Annotated in this window: 4 protein-coding genes; all 4 read right to left on the reverse strand. The window is 72.5% G+C overall.

The features are described from left to right. Positions 1–694 (reverse strand): sulfurtransferase (locus ETD86_RS53015; RefSeq protein ID WP_138674184.1); only part of this gene is annotated, 694 nt, incomplete at its 3' end. 40 nt (positions 695–734) lie between these two features. Further along, positions 735–1,934: an alkaline phosphatase family protein gene (locus ETD86_RS53020; RefSeq protein ID WP_138674182.1), complete on the reverse strand. Its 1,200-nt coding sequence runs from the start codon at positions 1,932–1,934 to the stop codon at positions 735–737. Between the two features lie 509 nt (positions 1,935–2,443). Beyond that, positions 2,444–3,034 (reverse strand): DUF5998 family protein, encoded by a 591-nt coding sequence (locus tag ETD86_RS53025; RefSeq protein WP_138674183.1) that lies wholly within the window; start codon positions 3,032–3,034, stop codon positions 2,444–2,446. Between the two features lie 115 nt (positions 3,035–3,149). Then, the coding region (locus tag ETD86_RS53030) for an acetate--CoA ligase family protein (protein ID WP_170223790.1) at positions 3,150–3,989 on the reverse strand (840 nt) is incomplete at its 5' end.

The following is a 3,989-nucleotide window of genomic DNA, read 5'->3' on the forward strand; positions in this document are numbered from 1 at the left end:
CCCCTTCCCCCACGCCCAGCTCCGCGAACCTCGCCCGGAGCGCGGCGGGATCGAGGAACCTGCCGTCGGGCCCGACGTTCGCCGTGGTAGGCGCGTTGACGGCCCCCGGAACGTGCCCGGCCACCGGGTCGACCGGCTCCACCTCGCCCCGGTACCGTTCCGCCGCCCTGGCGTCGAGCAGCACTCCCTCGGCGGCCACCGCGGCCGCCTCGTCGGCGGTCAACACCGGCATCCCGCCCGGCCGCGCCGTGAAATCCCCCTCCTTCACCGGCGGCGCCTCCTTCGTGGTCGGCAGACCGGCCGCGGTCCACGCGGACAGGCCGCCGTCGAGCACGCGAACGTCCTGGTGACCGAAATATCGCAGCGCCCACCAGGCCCTGGCGGCCACCGTGGAGCCGACGTCGTCATAGACGACCACCGGCCGGTCGTCGCGCACGCCGAGGCGGCGCATCGCGCTCTGGAACGTTGCCGCATCGGGCAGCGGGTGCCGGCCGCCCGCTCCGGGAGGGGCCGCGAGATCGGTGTCGAGGTCGCAGTAGACGGCGCCCGGGAGGTGGCCTTCGCGGTAGAGCTCGATCCCGGGCGGGCCCCCCAGGTGCCAGCGGACGTCGAGCAGCGTCACGTCGCCGAGCGCGGCCAGTCCGTCCGGCGTGATCAGCGGGTTCGTCTGGTCCGTCTGGTTCGGCGAGCTCATCACGGGCATACCTCCAGGATCATTGACCGCCCCCGGCCGGTCACGTGCGTACCTCCAGGAGCGGGACGTTCTGCTCGGCCGGCGTCATCGAACCGTGGTACCCGGTGAAGATGGCCTCGATCGGGTGGGCGGTCGGCGCAAGGATGGCCAGGTCAGTGTAGGGGACGGCCACGACGTCGCCGATGCGCTGCAGCCACGCGTCGCGTACCCGGGGCCCGAACCAGCCGGACTCGACCGCCTCACGCCTGGACACTACCCATGCCTTGCCCTGGAACGTCTCACGCCACGCCTCCAGCACGTGCGGCGCGGCGCCGTGCTCGGCGTAGACGTGCCTGGCCCTGGCCTCGCCGCCGATCAGCGCCACGCCTTCGGTCAGCTCGGGCACGGTCTCCGCGTCGATCTTCTCGGTGGCGTTGACCATGCCGTGGTCTGCGGTGACGTACAGGGCGGAGCCGGGCGGCAGCCCTTCGGCCAGCCGCTGGGCCATGTCGTCCACGATGGCCAGCTGCCGCAGCCAGTCCTCGCTGCCCCAGCCCGCCAGGTGCCCGGCGGCGTCCAGGTCACCGTAGTAGACGGTGACGTGCGCGGGCCGCTCTCGCATCGCCTGGTGCGTCCGGGCGATGCGCTCGTCCACGGTGTCGGCCGGCATGTAGCGCACGCCCCGGTAGACGGCCTGGGTCAGGCCGGTGCCCTCGAACTCGGCGGGGGCGACGTAGGCGGGCTGGATGCCGGCCCGGGCGGCCCGCTGGTAGACGGTCGGGGCCGGCTGCCACTGCTCGGGATCCATCGTGAGGCCGTCGGGCAGCGTCCACCGCAGGCAGTTGAACAGGTGCCGCGTGCCCGGCACGGCCAGCGTCAGGCCCAGCATGCCGTGTTCGCCCGGCGGCAGGCCGGTGCCCAGGGAGCACAGGCTGGTGACGGTGGTGGCGGGGAAACCGGCCGTAAGCGTCCGGCTCTTCAGCCCGGACAGGAACGGCGCCGCCTCGGGATGCGCCCGCAGCAACTCGGCCCCGAGGCCGTCCACCAGGAACAGGCAGACGCGCTCTGCTGGATCCAGGACGAGCGGGTTCGGCCTGCCCGGCTCGTTCAGACCGGCCGCCTTGGCCGGGCCGTCAGGCAGGCTCGGTGCGAATGGAGCGGGCTCGGGAACGCCCGGATCGGCGTCGCGTACGCCTAGCGCGGCCAGCAGCGCGCCGGGCAGATCCGCCAGCGACCCACCGCCATACCCTGGCACCAGCATGACCTCATCCTAGGCCCTCTCGCGGATCTCTCCCCTTCGCCTGAACCGCCACTTTCATCGCTTCCGCCCGGATCGCCGCTCTCCCCTTCGTATGGATCGCGAAGCGCTCCCCGTGGAGCGCCGCTCTCCCTCTCGCGTGGAGCGCCGCTCTCCCTTTCCGCGTGGATCTCGCCCGCTTGTTTTACGGCCGGCCGGCTTGCCCGCACTCGCCGTCGCCGGTTTCCCCCTGTCATGGCCGGTCGTGAGGGCTCACGGGGTCCTCGCCGTAACGAGCGCATGCTTGACCTGCGTCTTCGCTGTCATCTTGGCCGTCGTCTTCGCGCCCGCCCGCAGGACGGTCGTCTTCACGCCCGTTCGCAGGCCGTCGTCTTCGTGACCGCCGCCGGGGCGCCGTATGGGCTGCGCCGGATGACGGCGTACCGTTTCTTTCCGCATCCGGGCAGGCGGAAGTGCCCGGCCGTGAGATGACGAGACCGGGTGAAGCGCCGGAGGGAGGGGCGGGCCGCGGGTCAGGCGGCGGCGCGGGCGGTGGCCTCCGAGAGGGCCTTGGCGAAGGACAGGACGTGGGTGACCGCTTCCGGTCCGTCGGCCGCCTCACTGACCCTGAGGGACAGGTCGTCGGCGGTGATGGCGCCGGTGTAGCCGTGGTCGGCCTCGCAGTTTTCGTCGCCGCACGTGGCCGGCTCCAGGTCCACGTGGGAGATCGCGCCCCAGCCGATGGTGAGCGTCACCTCCGTGGGAGGCACTCCTGGGACGTAGGAGGCGGGATCGGGCACGACGCGGGTGACGGCGACCGACTGGATGCGGCTCAGGCGCACGGCCTCCGTGGTCGTGGACGCGTGGGACGCCGAGACGCCCTCCACCGCGGGGTGCTCGTCGGTGTGGCAGACGAGCAGCCGCGTCGTGGTCAGCACCAGCACGGTGACGTGCCTGCGCACCTCCATCGCGGGATCGAAAGTGGCCTCGTGGTGGACCACGAACGCGGTCACGGCCTCCTTGCCCAGCGCGGATTCGACCGCATCGGTGACGAGGTCGGGATAGTAGCCGCTGCGCTCGATCGCTTCACGCAGGCCCGCGGCTGAGACTCGGGTTTCCCTCATGGGTCCATCCTGCCAGGGCGGGGCAGTGCGCTCACCCGCCGGATATAACGCTCTATAACGTCTTTAGATGGACAACAAAGACCATTCTCCGGCACTGCCCTCACTTGCCTTGCAATCAGGACAATCGGCGCGGGCCACCGTCCAGGCGCGGGCCCGCCGGGGTACGGAGGGTGGCGCGAGCGCCGAGGATCATGGCGTCCGACTCCCCCACGAGCACCTGGTCCAGGTCCAGGCGGGCCACCTCGGGCAGGTCGTTGGCCAGACGGCCGACGCGCACGAGCAGTTCCTCCAGGGCGTCGACCGCCACGGGTGGGTAGCCGTACTCGCCGAAGAGCAGCGGGGCGGCGCGAACTGAACGCACCAGGGCGGCGGCGTCCTCCCTCGTCAGCGGAGCGAGGCGGAAACCCTGGTCGAGGAGGAGGCGCGCGGTCACCTCCCCCAGCCCGAACGACACCACCGGGCCGAACGCCGGGTCCTCGATGACGCCCACCACGGTGGGCACGGCCGGCTGCGGCGCCATGCGCTGAACGGCCAGCCGCACCTTCTCGCCCAGCTGGTCGGCGAACTCGTCGAACGCGTGGCGCACCATCTCGGGACCGGTCAACCCCAGGCGCACGGTGCCCGCGCGGCGCGAGGCTCCAGGGTCGGACACCTTCAGCACCACGGGCCAGCCGAGGCGCTCCGCGGCTTCCACGGCCTCCTCGGGCGAGCGCACCACCTCGGCGGGCCAGACGGTGAGGCCATAGCAGGACAACAACTCGGTGGCGTCGATCTCGACCGGCGGCCCCGGCTCCGCGAAAACCCCCGGCCGGAGGCGAGCACCGGACTCGCTGACGGCACCGGCCGCCGTTTCGCCCTGGTGCGCCGCCACCTGACCTGGTGCCCCGCCCGCCGGCGCCGCCGCCTGAGCCGCCGTCCCGCCCGCTGGGGCCGTGTCCGGGGCGCCCGCTGGGGC

Origin of the sequence: Nonomuraea turkmeniaca (assembly GCF_005889735.1) — a bacterium.
Classification (GTDB): Bacteria; Actinomycetota; Actinomycetes; order Streptosporangiales; family Streptosporangiaceae; genus Nonomuraea; species Nonomuraea turkmeniaca.

Coding starts and splice junctions, on each gene's coding strand:
- ETD86_RS53020 (WP_138674182.1), bottom strand. CDS start 1,934: ATGCTGGTGCCAGGGTATGGCGGTGGGTCGCTGGCGGATCTGCCCGGC.
- ETD86_RS53025 (WP_138674183.1), bottom strand. CDS start 3,034: ATGAGGGAAACCCGAGTCTCAGCCGCGGGCCTGCGTGAAGCGATCGAG.